Source organism: Kitasatospora sp. NPDC005856, assembly GCF_040629945.1.
In the GTDB taxonomy this organism is placed as follows: domain Bacteria; phylum Actinomycetota; class Actinomycetes; order Streptomycetales; family Streptomycetaceae; genus Kitasatospora.
In genome coordinates this window covers 131010-146147 of record NZ_JBEXWT010000004.1, presented here as the reverse complement: position 1 = coordinate 146147, position 15138 = coordinate 131010, and the positions used below count along the sequence as shown (strand labels likewise).

The 15138-nt window shown below is 72.6% G+C and carries 14 protein-coding genes; 5 read left to right on the top strand and 9 right to left on the bottom strand.

Features of this window, described 5'->3' with window-relative positions:
- Window positions 1-55: 55 nt before the first annotated feature.
- On the bottom strand, window positions 56-727 hold the full coding sequence (locus ABZ449_RS04925) for a class I SAM-dependent methyltransferase (RefSeq protein WP_360340271.1): 672 nt from the start codon (window positions 725-727) through the stop codon (window positions 56-58).
- 154 nt (window positions 728-881) lie between these two features.
- On the opposite strand from ABZ449_RS04925, the gene ABZ449_RS04920 reads away from it, so the two are divergent.
- The gene (locus ABZ449_RS04920; RefSeq protein ID WP_360340268.1) at window positions 882-1685 is read left to right on the top strand and encodes a DUF2182 domain-containing protein; all 804 of its coding nucleotides are present in this window, start codon (window positions 882-884) and stop codon (window positions 1683-1685) included.
- 146 nt (window positions 1686-1831) lie between these two features.
- Here ABZ449_RS04920 and ABZ449_RS04915 read toward each other — a convergent pair whose 3' ends face one another.
- Window positions 1832-2455, bottom strand: a complete 624-nt coding sequence (locus ABZ449_RS04915) for a DUF1326 domain-containing protein (RefSeq protein ID WP_360340265.1) — start codon at window positions 2453-2455, stop codon at window positions 1832-1834.
- Window positions 2456-2856: 401 nt separating this feature from the next.
- Between ABZ449_RS04915 and ABZ449_RS04910 the strand changes: the two genes are divergently transcribed.
- Window positions 2857-3516, top strand: a complete 660-nt coding sequence (locus ABZ449_RS04910; RefSeq protein WP_360340262.1) for a DUF1326 domain-containing protein — start codon at window positions 2857-2859, stop codon at window positions 3514-3516.
- Between the two features lie 23 nt (window positions 3517-3539).
- On the opposite strand, the gene ABZ449_RS04905 is transcribed toward ABZ449_RS04910, so the two are convergent.
- Both ABZ449_RS04905 and ABZ449_RS04900 read right to left on the bottom strand, forming a co-directional pair.
- Window positions 3540-4847: an MFS transporter gene (locus tag ABZ449_RS04905; RefSeq protein ID WP_360340259.1), complete on the bottom strand. Its 1308-nt coding sequence runs from the start codon at window positions 4845-4847 to the stop codon at window positions 3540-3542.
- Complete coding sequence (locus ABZ449_RS04900) at window positions 4844-6241, bottom strand: MBL fold metallo-hydrolase (RefSeq protein WP_360340256.1); 1398 nt, start codon at window positions 6239-6241, stop codon at window positions 4844-4846. The genes ABZ449_RS04905 and ABZ449_RS04900 overlap by 4 nt, the downstream gene beginning before the upstream one ends.
- Window positions 6242-6291: 50 nt before the next feature.
- On the opposite strand from ABZ449_RS04900, the gene ABZ449_RS04895 reads away from it, so the two are divergent.
- A complete protein-coding gene (locus ABZ449_RS04895) occupies window positions 6292-6960 on the top strand; it encodes a metalloregulator ArsR/SmtB family transcription factor (protein WP_360340253.1) in 669 nt (222 codons plus the stop codon).
- Between the two features lie 62 nt (window positions 6961-7022).
- Here ABZ449_RS04895 and ABZ449_RS04890 read toward each other — a convergent pair whose 3' ends face one another.
- Both ABZ449_RS04890 and ABZ449_RS04885 read right to left on the bottom strand, forming a co-directional pair.
- Window positions 7023-7319 (bottom strand): hypothetical protein, encoded by a 297-nt coding sequence (locus tag ABZ449_RS04890; RefSeq protein WP_360340250.1) that lies wholly within the window; start codon window positions 7317-7319, stop codon window positions 7023-7025.
- A gap of 158 nt (window positions 7320-7477) precedes the next feature.
- Window positions 7478-8419, bottom strand: coding sequence for a glycoside hydrolase family 19 protein (locus tag ABZ449_RS04885; RefSeq protein ID WP_360340247.1), 942 nt, complete (start codon window positions 8417-8419; stop codon window positions 7478-7480).
- Between the two features lie 429 nt (window positions 8420-8848).
- Between ABZ449_RS04885 and ABZ449_RS04880 the strand changes: the two genes are divergently transcribed.
- Window positions 8849-10033, top strand: a complete 1185-nt coding sequence (locus ABZ449_RS04880) for a cytochrome P450 (protein ID WP_360340244.1) — start codon at window positions 8849-8851, stop codon at window positions 10031-10033.
- Between the two features lie 251 nt (window positions 10034-10284).
- On the opposite strand, the gene ABZ449_RS04875 is transcribed toward ABZ449_RS04880, so the two are convergent.
- Window positions 10285-11796, bottom strand: a complete 1512-nt coding sequence (locus tag ABZ449_RS04875; protein ID WP_360340241.1) for a phosphodiester glycosidase family protein — start codon at window positions 11794-11796, stop codon at window positions 10285-10287.
- A gap of 17 nt (window positions 11797-11813) precedes the next feature.
- On the bottom strand, window positions 11814-12542 hold the full coding sequence (locus tag ABZ449_RS04870) for a peptidase inhibitor family I36 protein (protein ID WP_360340238.1): 729 nt from the start codon (window positions 12540-12542) through the stop codon (window positions 11814-11816).
- Window positions 12543-13126: 584 nt separating this feature from the next.
- Here ABZ449_RS04870 and ABZ449_RS04865 point away from each other — a divergent pair.
- Entirely contained in the window at window positions 13127-13600 is a 474-nt protein-coding gene (locus ABZ449_RS04865) for a phage tail protein (RefSeq protein WP_360340235.1), read from the top strand.
- Between the two features lie 16 nt (window positions 13601-13616).
- On the opposite strand, the gene ABZ449_RS04860 is transcribed toward ABZ449_RS04865, so the two are convergent.
- Window positions 13617-14531 carry a DUF4436 family protein gene (locus tag ABZ449_RS04860; RefSeq protein WP_360340232.1) on the bottom strand — a complete coding sequence of 305 codons (915 nt, stop codon included), beginning with the start codon at window positions 14529-14531 and terminating at the stop codon, window positions 13617-13619.
- Between the last annotated feature and the right edge of the window lie 607 nt (window positions 14532-15138).

Below are 15138 nucleotides of genomic sequence, written 5' to 3'. Positions count from 1 at the left end.
GCCGCATCATCGAGAACGCTTCCCCGGTGCAGGGCTCCGCGCGGTCGGCGCGGGATCAGGCTGCCGCAGGCTTCCGGGCGACACCGATGACACATGGCGAGCTGGGCGTCGCCCGGCCGTTGACCAGGAACTGGAAGTGCCGCGCCCGCTCGATGACGAACCCCGCGTCCGTGATGGCCCGCTCGGTGTCACGCGTCAGGTGGCAGCCGCCGCCCAGCAGGGGCCACACCACGTCCAGCACGCGCTGCACGCGGGCGAAGCGGGGATCCGCCGAGCGGATGTGCTCGTAGAAGTACAGCCGTCCGCCCGGACGCAGCACCCGCGCGGCTTCGGCGAGCGCCGCCGGGACGTCGCCGATCGTGCACAGCACCAGCGAGGCCACCACACCGTCGACGGAACCGTCCGGCACGGGGAGTTCCTCCGCCCGCCCGGAGCGCGACACCTCCACCGGTACCGGGGCGTCCGGTGCCGCCTGCCGCGCGAGCTCCCGCAGCCGGGGCTCGGGCTCCACCGCGATCACCCGCTCCACCCCGGGCGGGTAGTGCCGGAAGTTCGCGCCGGTTCCCGCGCCGACCTCCACGATCCGCCCGGTGGCGTCCGCCAGCAGTTCCCGGCGGTGCTCCAGGCCGCCGTGGGCCTCGGCGCTCGCGTTGATCCGCGGGTAGATCCGGGCGAACACCGGATGGCTCACCCCGGCCCGCCCGGCGGCCCGACGCCCCATCGCCATGACGGCGCCTCCCATCGGCAGGTGGTGTCCTCAGGCTATCCGCCGTCGGGGCCGAATCGGCGTCCACTCGGTGGGGGCGTTCCGGGCCGGGGGCCAGCAGGTGACGACCGCACGGTGGGTGTGCTGTCCTGGAAGGGCCAGGCAGGAGAGCACGATGCGAACCGTCACCGTGGAGAAGCAGCCGTTGCGGACCGGTGTACTGATGCCCGCGAGGGACCTGGTGGTGGCCTGGGGCCTGATCGTGGTGATCGCCGTGCTGGCCTGGGTGATCACCGCCGGTCAGGCCCGGGACATGGGGATCGAGCCGGGCACGATGGGGATGGCGTTGCCGGCGTTCCTGCTGCTGTGGCTGGCGATGATGGCCGCGATGATGCTGCCCTCGGTCGCGCCGGTGGCGGTGACCTGGGCACGCGGCATCGGCCGGCAGTCGACCGGGTGGGCCCGCGCGCTGCGCACCACCGAGTTCCTCGGCGGATACCTGGTGGTGTGGACGGCGTTCGGGCTGCTGGCGTACGGAGGTCTGGCGCTCACCGGCGATCTGGTGGACCGGGATCCGGACGCGGGGAAGTGGATCGGCGTGGCGGCGTTCGCGCTGGCCGGGCTGTACCAGCTGGGGCCGCTGAAGTACGTGTGCCTGCGGCACTGCCGCAGCCCGATGGCGCAGCTGATGCGCTACGCCGCCTGGCGGGCTCCCGCGCGGGACCTGCGGGTCGGGGCGCACCACGGGGCGTTCTGCGTGGGCTGCTGCTGGGCGCTGATGGTCGTGCTGGTGCCACTCGGGGTGATGAACGTGGCGGCGATGGCCGCGATCGCCGTGGTCGTGTTCCTGGAGAAGCTGTGGCGGCGCGGCCCGCAGCTGGCCCGGGTGACCGGGGTGGGGTTCCTGGTGCTGGCGGTGCTGGCGCCGTTCCAGGACTGGCTGCTGCCGGGGCTGACACCCAGCGGCATGCCGATGTGACAGCCGGTGCGCTCAGGGGCGTCGGTGTGCTCAAGGATGTCGGCGGTCGTGCCACCACTCGGCGAGGGAGGCGCGCGAGAACACGGTGGCGAGCAGCGGCGGAGGAGGGGCCGCAGTCCCGCGCCGCCGCTGCTCGTCGGGTGGTGTCACACCCGCCCCTTGGCTCCTCCGGCCACGGGCTCGCTGCTGAAGACGAAGTCCGCCTTCTCGCCGTAGTCGGCGTCGAAGGTGAGGCCGAAGGCGGAGGACGTGCCGTGGGCGCGGCCGATCCCGTACTCGGGGGAGAAGCCGAACATCGCGTTCTTCACGGTGGTGGGGGTGCCGTCGGCGCCCAGGAGCGGCTCGTAGGTCACCCGGGTGTGCCCGGCGACGTCCACGCCTGGCTTCTCCCCGTCCGAGATCGACACCTCGCCGCGTTCGCTTCCGAGGAACTCGCCGATGAACTGGGCCAGTTCGGCGAACGGTCCGCCTTCCTGCCCGGACAGGATGCGGCCGACGGCGTCGGCCTGGTCCTCGCTGGCGCCGTTGTCGATGACGACGCCGACCTTCCAGTCGCCGGCCGTCAGGTGGGAGGGGAAGAGGTTGTAGAAGGCGAAGTCGACCCCGGCGAGGTCGGTGTCGTCCAAGCGCCCTTCGGCGATGTGGAACGCCGCCAGGCCGCGGCAGTCGGTGCCGCCGCGGGCGTCCCGGGGCTGGGCGTCCACGCTGCAGCCGCAGACCACGGCGCAGGAGCACGCGGCCAGGTACTGCCCGGAGATGGTGTACGTCATGGGGGCCTCCCTCTCGTCCACGGGCCCCGCCGTCCGGCCCTTCCGGACGGCGTCGGGGGCTGGGCGGGGCGGGGGGTGCGCGGGAGGTCTGCATGGCGTTCTCGGCTCCTCGTGATGTGCCGGGGAGCGTCGGTACTCTCACGCTAGGCGTGCCGTACGGACTCTGTAAACCGTCCGTGACCGCTCCTTCCGGGGGTGCGCGGCGCAGGGGAACTCCCTGTCGTCCTCCGTCGCACCCACGGTGTTCCCGGTCCGCGTGACACCGTTCCGCCTTTCCCTTCCACGTCGGCGGCGGCAGGCTGGAGGGGAGGCCGCTGCGGGATCCCGGGAGTGGACTCGGGACGGCGGCCCCGTCGCACCGGCCGGTTCCGCCCGGAACCGGCACGAGGGAAGCGAACGAGATGACTGAGCAAGCTGCCCCGGCCGACACGCGATGGCACCTCGCCGGTGACTGGTTCGACACGTGCAAGTGCACCGTTCCGTGTCCCTGTACGTTCGCCCAGCCTCCGACCTACGGTGACTGCGACGCCGTACTGGCCTGGCGGATACGCGAGGGCAACTACGGAGACGTACGCCTGGACGGCCTGGGCGTCGTGATGATCGGCTCCTTCACGGGCAATCTGTGGACCCGGGAGCACACGGACGCCTACGCCGGCGTGTTCATCGACGAGCGGGCCGATGAGCGGCAACGGGCCGCGCTGGGAGCGATCTTCGGCGGGCAGGCGGGCGGATGGCCCGCGGAGTTCGGCGAGATGTTCGGGGCCGAGATGCGTGGGATGGACTTCGCGCCGATCCGGATCAGCGTCGACGACGATCTGGGCAGCTGGAGCGCCGAGGTGCCCGGGCGTGTGCGGGCGAGAGCCGAGGCACTCACCGGACCCACCACGCCGGAGGGCGCCCGGGTCCAGGTTCACAACGCGCCGGGTGCCGAGGTCGGTCCCGGGCAGGTCGCGACCTGGGGGCGATCGACCGCGCACTTCGCGGAGGCCTTCGGCTTCAGCTGGGACCGGTCCGGGCGGTCGAGCAAGCACTTCCCGTTCGACTGGAACGGCCCGGCATGACGTCGTCCTGAGCGCCCACGCGGTCAGGCGGGCGGCTCACACCTCGGGCCGCCGTCCGCCTGTCGCGGAGGGTGGGTCTCGTACATCCGCACCGCGACGACGAGGCCGGCGGCGGCGGTGAGGACGGCGACGGTCCAGATGGCGGTGGTGAGGCCGTAGGCGTCGGCGAGGGCTCCGGCGAGCAGGGCGCCGACGGCGAAGCCGCCGTCGCGCCAGAGCCGGTAGACGCCGACGGCGCGGGCGCGCCAGGCGGGGTGGGCCACGTCGCCGACGACGGCGAGCAGGGTCGGGTAGACCATGGCGGTGCCGGCGCCGAGCAGGACCTGGGCGAGCGCCCAGACCGGGAAGGTGGTGCCGATCGCGACGAGGGCGACGGCGACGGCCTGCAGGAGCATGCCGGCGGTGATGAGGTGTTTGCGGCCGATGCGGTCGGACCACCAGCCGGTGAGGACCTGCCCGAGGCCCCAGACGGCGGGGTAGAGGGCTGCGAGCAGGCCGATCCGTTCGATGCTCAGGCCGTGGGCGGCGTACAGCAGGGGGAAGATGCCCCAGGCGAGGGCGTCGTTGAGGTTGTTGACCATCCCGGCCCAGCTGGCGGAGGACAGGGCCCGGTCGGTGAGGCTGGTGGCGCGGGCGATCCGGGCGGTGGTCAGCTCGCCGTGGTGGTCGGGGTTCGCGGGGGCGGGGTGGAGTGCGGCTTCGGCGCGGGCGTGGTCACGGGTCTCGCGGACGGCGAGGACGGACAGGCCGAGGCCGAGGGCGGCGTACGCGATGCCGAGGAAGAACGGCTGGGGGCGCAGGCCCCAGTGGGCGGCGATGGCGCCGGTGGCCATGGCGGTGGCCGCGACGGCGAGGTAGCCGGCGGCCTCGTTGAAGCCCATCGCCAGGCCGCGGCGGGCGGGCCCGACGAGGTCGATCTTCATGATGACGGTGGTCGACCAGGTCAGGCCCTGGTTGACGCCGAGCAGGACGTTGGCGAAGACGACCCAGCCCCAGGAGGGCGCCCAGATCAGCAGGAGCGGCACCGGCAGCGCGATCACCCAGCCGGCCACCAGCACGGGCTTGCGGCCGTACCGGTCGGAGAGGGTGCCGGCGAAGAAGTTGGTGACCGCCTTGGTCGCGCCGAAGGCCACGATGTAGGTGAGCGCGGCGGTGTAGGCGGAGAGGTGGAAGGTGTGGTCGGCGAGTAGCGGCAGGACGGTGCGTTCCTGGCCGAGCATGCCGCCCACCAGGGCGTTGACCGCGACGAGCAGGGAGAACTGGGCCAGGTTCGCGCGCAGGCCGAGCCGGATCCCGCCGGAGGTGGCGCCGGTGCGTACGGGGGTGCTCACGAGCCGTCCGCCAGTCGGCGGCCGGTGGCCTTCGCCCAGTCCTGCACGCCGCCGACCAGCACCGCCAGATCGCGGGCGCCGCGGCGGGCGAGCAGACTGGCGGCGGTCATCGCGCGCTCACCGTGACCGCACATCACCACCGTTCCGTCGGCGGTGCGGTGGCCGCCGCCGGCGAGGTCGCCGAGCTCGTGGTGGGCGGCGCCGGGGATGTGCCCGGAGGCGAACTCGGAAGTCTGACGGACGTCGAGCACCGGGCGGCTGCCGATCCGGTCGGCCGTCACGAGTCCGATCGTCTCGACCGGGCCTCCGTCGGTGCGCCAGGCGTCCATGCCTCCGGCGAGCTGTCCGGCGAGCCGGTCGTATCCGATCTTCGCGGCCTGCCAGGCGAGTTCGATCGGGTCCTGGTCGGGGGAGAGGACGAAGGCGAGCGGGGCGTCGCCGGGCAGCAGCCAGCCGAGCCAGGTCGCGAACGCCGGACGCAGCGGGTTGGAGACGGCGCCGGGGATGTGTCCGGCGGCGAACTCCGTCACGGGGCGGGCGTCGATCAGGTGGGCGCCGTCGGCGACCAGGGCGCGTACGTCCGCCGGGGTGATCCGGGCGAGGCCGGGCGTGGCGGTGAGCAGGGCGGGGCCGCGGCGATTGATCTCGCCCAGGCGGTCGAAGTAGGCGGGGTAGGAGCCGAGCGAGCCGAGCAGTCGGGCGACGAAGGCGTCCTCGTCCGGGGCGGCCAGCAGGTCGTTCGCCCGCTTCTGGGTGCCGATGGTGGTGGTCCGTTCGCTGCCGGGTGGGGCCGAGCAGAACGAGCCGGCGCCGTGGGTCGGCCACACCGCGGTCGCGTCCGGCAGGGCCGCCAACCGCTGCAGCGAGTGGTATTGGGCGCGGGCCAGCGACTCCGCGCGCTCGGCGCCCTGGAGGTCGGTGCGGGCGGCGGAGCCGACGATCAGCGATCCGCCGGTGAACACCCCGAGTTCGCTGCCGTCGTCGAGGAGCAGGAACGACAGGTGCTCGTCGGTGTGGCCGGGCGTGGCCAGGGCCCGCAGGGTCAGCCCACCGAGATCGACCTCGTCGCCGTCACCCAGCGGCCGGTGCGGGAAGGCGCGGTGGCCGGCGGCGGAGGCCAGCACGGTGGCGCCGTCGGCGGCCGCGAGCTGGAGGGCGCCGGTGAGGAAGTCGGCGTGCAGGTGGGTGTCGGCGGCGAACGCCACCGTGAGGCCGCGCCGGTCGGCGGCCGCGCGCAAGGCGCGGAGGTCCCGCGAGGCGTCGACGGCGAGGGCACGGCCGTCGCCGAGGTCGACCAGGTAGGCGCTGTTGCCCAGCCCCGGATCCACGAGGGGTATCAGGTGCTCGTCGGCGAAGCTCATGACGTCCTCCGGGAGATGGCGAAGGAGTGGCATCCCCACTCAATCTACTCATACAATATTCCATAGATCTTTGGAGGATGCTCATGGGAGACCCCGCCCGCAAGGCCGCCCTGTTCGAGGCGCTGGCCGCCACCGGCAAGGCGCTGGCCAGCGGCAAGCGCCTGGAACTGCTGGACCTGCTCGCCCAGGGCGAGCGCAGCGTCGACGCGCTCGCCCGGGCGGCCGGTCTCGGGCTGACCACCGCCTCCGCGCACCTGCAGACCCTGAAGCAGGCCGGACTCGTCGCCACCCGACGGGAGGGCACCCGCATCCACTACCGGCTCGCCGGGGACGACGTGGCCCGGCTGTTCGCGTTGCTGCGTGACGTCGCCGAGACGCACCAGGCCGCCGTCCCCGCCGCCCGGGACGCCTATCTGGGCCCGGGCGACGGGCAGGAGGTCACCCGCGAGGAGCTGCGGGACCGCGTCGAGGCCGGGGGAGTCGTGGTGCTGGACGTACGGCCGGTGGAGGAGTACCTGGCCGGGCACATTCCGGGGGCGCTCTCGATCCCGGTGGAGGAACTGGCCGAGCGGATCGGCGAACTGCCGGACGGCACCGAGATCGTCGTCTACTGCCGCGGGGCGTACTGCGTGCTCGCCCACGACGCGGTGCGGCTACTGTCCGACCGCGGCCGGCGGGCGCTGCGGCTGAACGACGGCATGCTGGAGTGGCGCCTGGCCGACCTGCCCGTCGCCGCCGGCGAGCCGGCGTGACCGACGGGCTTCCTTCATCGTCATCCGCTCGGTCCAGAGCCGACCAGCGCTCCCGCGGGTCGCTACTTCAGCTCGAACAGCAGTGAGCGGACCTCGGTGCCTCCGGTGTTGTGCGTGGAGTGGTCCACGGCCGGGAACCACATCGTCTCGCCGGCCACGAGCGGGACGTCGGTGGTTTCACCGGACTCGTCGGTGAAGGACGCCTGCCCGTCCGCGAGGTTGTAGACGAGGTAGTCGCGATGGTGGTGCAGGGCTGTCGCGGCACCGGGCTGAAGCCGGGCCTCGAGCAGCCGCACGCGATCGTTCTCGAAGAGGACCCTGTACACATCGGGTGCCACCTGTACGGCGTCGGCTGCCACGGGAACCTCCGGATCGGGAGAAGAGGCGGGGTGAGCTGCTGTCGACGGTAGCTCCGCGCGCACGGCCGTGCACGGTGGGGCGCCGGCCTGCGGATCTCCCTTGGCCAGGGGCGAAGGGGGATCCGCGGTCGGCGCCGGTCCCGATGGGTCGGGGGCGCTCAGCAGCTCAGGTTGTCGCCCGGTACGGTGCCGAGCAGCTGGGTGAAGCGCTGGTAGGCGTTGATCCGGCTCTGCACCTGCGCGGGGTTGCCGCCGTTGCACTCCAGCGAACCGTTGATGCTGCGGATGGTCTCGCCGAAGCCGTAGCCGTTGACGATCGCGTTGTGCGGGGTCATGGTGCCCGGGCCGTTCTGGGTGTTCCAGTACCAGAGCGCGGTCTTCCAGGCGACGGCCGGGTCGGTCTGCACCAGGTTGGGGTTGCGCAGCAGGTCGATGCCGAGGGCGTCGCCGGCCGCCTTGTAGTTGAAGTTCCAGCTCAGCTGGATCGGGCCGCGCCCGTAGTAGGCGGCCTGCCCGGCCGGGCAGCCGTACGGCTGCGAAGTGTCGCAGTAGTGGGGGTAGTTGGCGGTGTTCTGCTCGACCACGTAGACCAGCGCGCCGGTCTCGTGGTTGACGTTGGCCAGGAAGGCCGCGGCCTCCTGCTTGCGGACGGTGTCGGTGCCGGTGGCCGCGAAGGCGGGGTAGGCGGCGAGGGCGTCGACCAGGCCCTGGTACGTGTAGAAGGGGTTCCGGTTCGGGAACATCTGGTCGAACTGGGCCTGGCTGACCGGGAATCCGCCCGGCTTCGGCGTGCTGGTGGACGTCGACGTGACGGTCGGCGTCGGCGTCGGCGTCGGGGTCGGCGTCGGGCCGGTGCCGCAGCCGCCCTGATCGGACCAGACGCCGGAGCCGCCGGTGCTGGGCGGCTCGTTCTGGGTCCACCACTTGGCGAGCCAGTTGTGGCCGTTGTAGGAGACGGTGGCGCCGCCGGTGTAGACGGCCGAGGAGTTCCAGGGCGTGGCGCAGGCGGCGGCGCTGGCGTCGGCCGCGGGCAGCAGCAGGAAGACCGCCAGCGCGGTGGCGAGGGCGGACAGCAGTGCGAGCAGGCGTTTCGTGGACACTTGATCACCCCTTGTGCGGTGTGGGGCCGCACGGTCGTGGAGGTAGGGACGTCGGGGCAGGGGAGCCGGGCCCCGCGGGGTGGGGGCACGTCGTGGGGGACGGGCCGACCGGGGTGCGGGCCGGTGCGGGGCTGCCCCAGACTCAAGCGGAGTGGTCTATACCTGTCAAGGGGTTCCGGCAAAAAGACGCACCCCGCGGAACGGCGGCGGCCAGGAAGCGGCGGCGCGGGGCGGGGCCGGCGGGCACGGGGGCAGGGACGGGGAGTCAGGGGCAGGGCGCGGTGCAGAGGGGGAGCCTCCGGCTCGAAGCAGGGGCGCGTTCGAGGACTCCGCGCCCCCGCACGCCGTACGGGACCGCGACCGAACCGCGCAACGGCACGAGCACCCGGGTATCGGGAAGTGGGAATCGGGCGATCCACGGGAGGTTTCATGAGTGAGCAGGAAGTGCCGCCGATCTCGATCTTCTACCGCCGCGACGGGCTCGGCCCGGGCCCGGCACTGGGCGAGGCCCAGCGAGCGGACCCGGTCCGGTACGTCCGGGACTTCTGGCTGCACCGGGACGGTGAGTACTGGCTCGTCACCCGGCACGCCGACGTGCGGTGCGTGCTGTCCGACCAGGAGACCTTCGCGATGTACGACCCCGAACGCGCTCCGGTCCTGCCCGACGAACTCCTCAACATGGACCCGCCGGAGCACACGCGGCTGCGCCACGTCCTGACACCCGAGTTCACCGGGAAGCGGATCCGCTCACTGGAGCCGATGATCCGCACCCTGGCCGGCGAGCTGATCGACACCATGGAATCGCGGGGGCCGACGGCGGACCTGATGGACGACTTCGCCCTGCCGCTGCCCCTCGGGGTGATCTGCGCGCTGCTCGGCGTTCCCGATCCCGACCAGGGGCAGTTCCACCGCTGGTCCCGCACCACGCTGGATCTCGCACTGCCCATCGAGGAACGGCTCGCGGCCGGCCGGGAGTCGCACGAGTACATGGCCTCCCTGGTGGCGCAGAAGCGGCGCAGCCCGGACGACGGGATGATCGGCATGCTCATCCGGGAGCACGGCGGCGCGGTGTCGGACTCCGAACTGGTCGGTGTCTGCGAGTTGCTGCTGCTCGCCGGCCACGTCACGGTGTCCAACACGATCGGCCTGGGCATGCTCGCCCTGCTGTCGCACCAGGAGCAGGCCGACCGGCTGCGCAACGCTGCGGACACCGATCCGGTGATCGACCGCGCCGTCGAGGAACTGCTGCGGTACCTGTCGGTGTCCAGCACCGCGCTGGCCCGGACCGCGCGGTGCGACACCGAGGTCGGCGGCGTGCCGATCAAGGCCGGTGACCAGGTCGTCTGTCAACTGCCGGTGGCCAACCGCGATCCGGCGCTCGGGGCCGGGATGGACAGTCTCGACATCGAGCGCAAACCCGTGTCGCACGTGGCCTTCGGGCACGGCCCGCACCACTGCCTCGGCGCACCACTGGCCCGCACCGAACTGCGGATCGCGTTGCCCGCGCTCCTGCGGCGGCTGCCCGCCCTCGCGCTCGCGTGCCCGGCCGAGGACGTGCCCTACCGCGTCAACAACGAGGTCTACGGTCTCCACGCACTGCCTGTCACCTGGTGACGACCCGTGACCTCGACCCCGGCGCCCTCCGTCCATCCGGGAGAGGGCGCCGGGGTCGAGTCCGGGTTCGCGACAGGTCGAGTGGTCGTCTGTGGCGCCGGGGCTCGGGCCGTTCGGGAGGCGGATGCGGCACGCCGCCGGGGCGCGGTGCCGCGCCGCCGGTCGGCCCTTTCGCCGGCCGGCCCTTTCGCCGGCCGGGACGGTGAGCGGACCGGTTCGGCGAGAGGGCCGGGGCGGGCCGGTGGGGTGGCCTACTTTGCGAGGCCGTAGCCGCCGACACCGGCGTACACGGTGTCGGCGACGTGACGGGGGGCCGAGTCGGTGGTGGTGGTGACGGGCGGTTCGCCGCCGTTCTGGTCGCGCAGGTTGAGGGTGGTCGAGCCGCCTCCGTCCATGTTGACGGCGTCCACGAGGTTGAGCGCCTTGAGCAGCTGGGCGAGCTCGCTGCGGGTGGCTCCGGCGGCGAGGGGCGCGGAGCCGCCCTTCTGCCCCTCGACGGTGACGAAGAAGAGGTGGCCGAAGCCGTCCGCGCCGCCGGCGGTGCGCCAGGCCCGTGCGGAGTCACCGGCCACCTGGTAGACCACCGAGGCGTCCCGGATCAGGACGTCGCCGACGGGGGTGGCGTACATCGCCGGGTCGATCGGCCGCTCGACGGCGCCGGCCGGGGCGCGGCCGAACCAGGTGTCGGCGACGGTGTCGCCGAAGCGGGTGTCGGTGACCACCGTGTGCAGGCTGACCGGCTTGCCGGCGCAGGCGTTGTCCCAGAGCCAGGTCGCGCCGTCGCCGGTGCCCTGGAGGGCCCGCCCGCCGGACGGCACGTCGTGGCCGCCGCGAGGGGCGTCGGAGACGATGCCGCCGGCCGTGGCGCCGGGGCGGAAGCAGGCGGTGGCCACGCCCGCCGAGTTGAACAGCACCTCGACGCCCGGGTCGTCGTCGGTGGTGGTGCCGGTCTGGCCGAGCAGGTCGGCAGCCGGCGTCCGCGCGCCGAACTCGGGGGTGAACTCGACGATTTCCGACGGGTCGAAGCAGACGCCGCCGACGACCGTCACGTCCGTGTTGGCGGGGTCCGTGTTGCGCAGGCAGTGGCCGGCCCGGCCGGGGAGCCGGTTGACGCCGTCGACCTTGCGGCTGACGGTGGCGTCGTCGGAGAGCCGCACGGTGAGCGCGGTGCCGAGCTCGGTGATGTACGGGCGGCCGTCCTGCAGCATCAGCACGGAGTTGGCGGGGCGCAGCCCGACGGCCTTTCCGGTGACGGGGTCGTAGGCGTAGCGGCCTCCGCCGGCCTCGCTGAGCAGTCGTCCGTTCTTGATCGAGGTGCCGCCGAGGTCGCCGAGGTAGATCCGGTCGGTCTGGTCCAGGACCACGCCGTCGTCGAAGTAGCCGCCGTTGACCCCGAGGTAGGGGCGTCGGCTGGTCACGCCGGTGGTCTGCTCCAGCATCTCCTGGACGGTCTGCGTGGTGTACATGCCCTGGCCGATCGAGCCGTCGAAGGTGATCGGGGCCCGGTTCGGGTCGATTTCCATGACGTTGACCGTCCACGTGCGGTCGGCGTCCTGGTAGACGGTGCGGGTGATCCCGGGGAAGGGCGTGGTGGTGGCGGCCTGGGCGAGGGTGATGGTGCCCAGGACGATGTCGCCCGGGTCGGTGTCGCCGGTCGCCGCGCCGGCTGTGGCGCTGCCGGGGACGGCGAGGACGGAGGCCGCCAGGCCGAGGGCGGTGGCGGTCCTGATCGCGGCGGCCCGCCGCACGAGGGTGTGCTTCATGTGAGAGGGCTCCCGGTTCAGCAGAAGTCGGTGGCGGGGCGGCCGTTGGCGGCGACGACCAGACGGTCGGAGCTGAGCGTGCCGGCGTAGGGCGCGGAGACGAAGGTGCTGTCGCCGCTGAGGACGACGAAGGCCCGGTAGCCGGAGCCGTTGGCGGTCCACGAGCCGGTGAGCCCGCTGTCCGGGTAGAAGCAGGCGTGCTTGGCGGTGTGGTTGAAGACGGAGACCGTCCGGTCGTTCCACTCGGCGCCGTAGTCGCGGACCTCGTCATCGGTGAAGGAGGTCATCGCGCCGCGGCCGCCCTCCTGCGCGAACAGGCAGAGCCGTCCGGTCTCGCAGCGCTCGTAGCCGGTGAAGCAGCCGGCCTTGGACTTGGCGCCCTTGAAGGAGGTGACCTTGCCGTCCAGGTGGGTGTTGAGGTCGGCGAGGTCGGCCTGGCCGCCGGGCCGGATGGCCTGGAGGGTGCCGCCGTAGGCGCCGTCGGAGTAGAGGCAGGCCCAGTAGGCGGACTGGTTGTCCACCGAGCGGGCCCGGTCGTTCCAGGCGGGGGTGACGTCCTGGACGGGGACGCGGGGGTCGTTGGCGAGTTCGGCGCCCTGGCCGCCGTTCTGGTCGTAGAGGCAGAAGTCGCCGACGGCGCAGTGGCTGGTCCAGCTCGCGGCGGTGGCCCGGGTGCCGGGCAGGAAGGCGATCACGAGCGCCACGAGCAGGATGCCCATGACGGCGCGCGGAAGGTGTGGCCTCACGGCGGAGTTCCCCTTTGGCTGAAGCGATGGGTGGAGCGGTGGCTGGAGCGGTGGCTGGAGCGGTGGTCGGTCCCGGGTGGAACGAGGGGTGTGGACCGGGCGGCCGTACGGCCACCCGGTCCAGGGTCCCGAACCGGTCAGGGACCGGTGGTCGTCGGGAGGTCGGCGCCGTAGTCCACGAGGACCTGGGTGAACCCGGTCCGGGTCGCGGTCAGCCGCAGGTCCACGTCCTGCAGGACCGAGCGGTACTCGGCCGTACTTCCCTGCAGGTCGGGCTTGGGGAGCGGCCGGCGGGTGCGGCACAGTGATCACGGTGCCCGGGCCGGAGCTCCCGAGAGATGTGCTGGTTCGGATGCGATGTTCCCATCCGCCGCTTCCTGGCCGTGAGTTGAATCATTCCAGAACGCCGATCAGGATGCGCTTCGCGCTGTGTGCGCGTCAACCGGGATCGTACGGTGCGGTGTGGCACCGTACGGAGTGGTGCGGCGCCCACCGGGGAGCTCACGGCCGGTTGGCGGGAAAGCGGTTCTCCCCTGGTCCTGGGGCGTCCGTCGTTCACCGACGTCGAGGAGGAAGTACCTGTCATGACGTACACCGTGGATTTCGACACCGTCTCGACCGTGGGTCTGGAGTCGTCGCCCGTCGCGGAGGCGTTGGCCGGTCTGCGGGCGAACGAGGCCCGCTACTTCAGGAACAAGTACGGCCACGTCTTCACGGTGGAAACGGTGGAGCCGGCGGGCGACGCCAGGGAGGCCGTCGACTGGGTGCACCGGATCCTCAAGGAGGAACGCGACATCGTCGTCTCGTCCCGACCGCTGGAGGCCACGGCCTTCCAGGTCGAGAACATCCGCATGGCCTACGTCTTCTACGAGAGCGGGCTGTCGATCAACGTGATGTACACCGTCGACGACCCCAAGAAGCGGGCGGTCGGGTTCAAGCTCTCCGAGGGGATGGAGATCCCGGAGGAACTCGCCTCCCGGTTCAAGTTCGCCCGGCAGAAGTCGAAGCTCGCCGGCACCGTCCGCGGCTCGTTCTTCGTCGTCAAGAGTGAGTACTGAACACGGCGCCTCCGTGTCAGGGGTCGCCCGGTTCCGCCCGCCTGGCCTGGTCGGCCTGGGCCGCCCGTTCCGACTGGGCGCGTTTTCGGCGCTCGACACGGGTGCCGGCGATCACGGCGGTGGTCAGGCTGGTCGCGATGATCGCCTCGGCCCAGAAGAACGCGATGTAGTCGATCAGCGAGCCGATCGGCGGTTCACCCGGCGCGGCGTTGCGCATGCCGACCAGTGCGAACAGGGTCGCCGCCATCCAGCCGAGGGCGGGCCACACCATCCCTTGGCCGCCGCGGTACACCACCTCCGCGCCGGCCATGACGGCCAGCGCCAGCGCCCACATCGCGGCGATCATGAACCACGCCAGGATCAGTGTGCTGCGCGCCCGGGTGGCCCGCGCGTGCAGGACCACCGCCCCGGAGGCCGGGGCGGTGGCGGTGGGATGGACGGCGAAGAACGGGTCCGCGTCACCGAAGACGAGGCCGACGGGCACGGTGCCGGTGCTGTCCGAGGCCGAAAAGGCCGCGGTGAACCGGTAGCGGTCGAACGGGTAGTCGGTCTCGGTGCCGCCGTAGAGGCCGGCCGGGACGAGCTGGGGTTCCGCCACCTCTCCGGGCGCCGTCCGCAGGACCGTCTTGGCGATCGCCCCGACCGTGATCTCCACCTGGCGGGTGAAGGCGGACGAACCGGGCCCCTGGGCCAGGCCGCCGTGCGGAACGGCCACGACGAAGAGCGTCAGCTGCGCGCTCCCGGGGTCGAAGTCCTGAGACGCGATGTTCAGCTCGACCCAGTCGGGGGCGCTCGGCACCGCGAGCGCCCGGCTCTGCTGTCGGGTGTCGCGCTCGTCGAGGTAGAGCGCGACACCCGTCCCGCAGGCGAGCGCCAGCAGCACGACGGCGAGGGCGAAGCGGTTGCCGCGCAGCCTGGCGAGGGCGTTCACGACGGGCCCGCGCCGGGTGCGGTCGGCGGCCGGGCGATGCGGTGGGCGCCTTCGCCACCGGAGGCGGTGAGGTCGACGGTCACCCGGGTGACTCTCCTTTCGGGGCGGGCCCCGGCGTCTTCAGTGGCCTTCCTGGGCGGGGATCCCTCCAGGACCGGTCGGCCCTACGGTGCGATCTCGAACGCGGGCGGCTCGAGACCTGCGAGGCGACCCGTGTCCGGAGCGGTCGGCGTGTCGACGAACGGCCGCGTGATCGACTGGGCGCACGGTGAGTCGGCGAAGACCAGGGGTGCGACGTAGGGGACCGTCGCCCAGGACGGCCAGACCGGCTGTGGCGAGCGCCATCCCGGTGCGTGCGTTCCGGCGGCGTCGCCGCCCCACCGGTGCCGCGGCCGAATGCGTCCGGACCTGGCGGTCCCGCGGACGGACGGCGGGTGGCCCGGGCTGCTGTCGCCCTGTCTCGTCATGTGGTCTCGTCTCTCTCACGGCCCCGGAGGGACGGCGCCGAGTGTTCCGGCCGCCGCCGAACGGTTCGTACGGGGACTGCGCAGCCCAGCCTCGGTCCACCGGGAGACACCCACCACTCGTGGGATCCACTCGGAGCAGT

Bases quoted from the DNA above. Each gene is read 5' to 3' on its own strand.
- ABZ449_RS04925 (WP_360340271.1), bottom strand. From the start codon at position 727: ATGGCGATGGGGCGTCGGGCCGCCGGGCGGGCCGGGGTGAGCCATCCG.
- ABZ449_RS04920 (WP_360340268.1), top strand. From the start codon at position 882: ATGCGAACCGTCACCGTGGAGAAGCAGCCGTTGCGGACCGGTGTACTG.
- ABZ449_RS04915 (WP_360340265.1), bottom strand. From the start codon at position 2,455: ATGACGTACACCATCTCCGGGCAGTACCTGGCCGCGTGCTCCTGCGCC.
- ABZ449_RS04910 (WP_360340262.1), top strand. From the start codon at position 2,857: ATGACTGAGCAAGCTGCCCCGGCCGACACGCGATGGCACCTCGCCGGT.
- ABZ449_RS04900 (WP_360340256.1), bottom strand. From the start codon at position 6,241: ATGCCACTCCTTCGCCATCTCCCGGAGGACGTCATGAGCTTCGCCGAC.
- ABZ449_RS04895 (WP_360340253.1), top strand. From the start codon at position 6,292: ATGGGAGACCCCGCCCGCAAGGCCGCCCTGTTCGAGGCGCTGGCCGCC.
- ABZ449_RS04880 (WP_360340244.1), top strand. From the start codon at position 8,849: ATGAGTGAGCAGGAAGTGCCGCCGATCTCGATCTTCTACCGCCGCGAC.
- ABZ449_RS04875 (WP_360340241.1), bottom strand. From the start codon at position 11,796: ATGAAGCACACCCTCGTGCGGCGGGCCGCCGCGATCAGGACCGCCACC.
- ABZ449_RS04865 (WP_360340235.1), top strand. From the start codon at position 13,127: ATGACGTACACCGTGGATTTCGACACCGTCTCGACCGTGGGTCTGGAG.